The 296-nt window shown below is 66.9% G+C and carries 1 protein-coding gene; it reads right to left on the bottom strand.

All coding sequences use genetic code 11. The features are described 5' to 3' along the window. Positions 1-83: 83 nt before the first annotated feature. Positions 84-296 (bottom strand): TRAM domain-containing protein (locus EXE44_RS18950; RefSeq protein WP_137718109.1); only part of this gene is annotated, 213 nt, incomplete at its 5' end.

Raw genomic sequence — 296 nt, 5'->3', positions numbered from 1 at the left:
CCCCGGCGACTACGTCGCCTCGGTGTCGTACTGGGACGCCCGAGTGCCGGACGAAGGGTGAGCGCGGGGCGAGTCCTCCGGCTTCAGCCGGCCTCTTCGACGACTTCCCCGACGGCGAAGTTGGACTTCACCTCGGTCACTTCGATCTTCACGCGTTCGCCCACCTCGGTGTCGGGGACGATGATCACGTAGCCGCGTTCGACGCGAGCGATCCCGTCGCCCTGCTTGCCGAGGTCTTCGATCTCGACGTATCGCATCTCGCCCGGTTCAACCGGGGGTTGCGGCCCGTCATCGCT

Source organism: Halorubrum sp. SS7, assembly GCF_005435055.1.
Lineage (GTDB): Archaea > Halobacteriota > Halobacteria > Halobacteriales > Haloferacaceae > Halorubrum > Halorubrum salinarum.
This window is presented reverse-complemented; position numbering and strand designations above follow the sequence as displayed.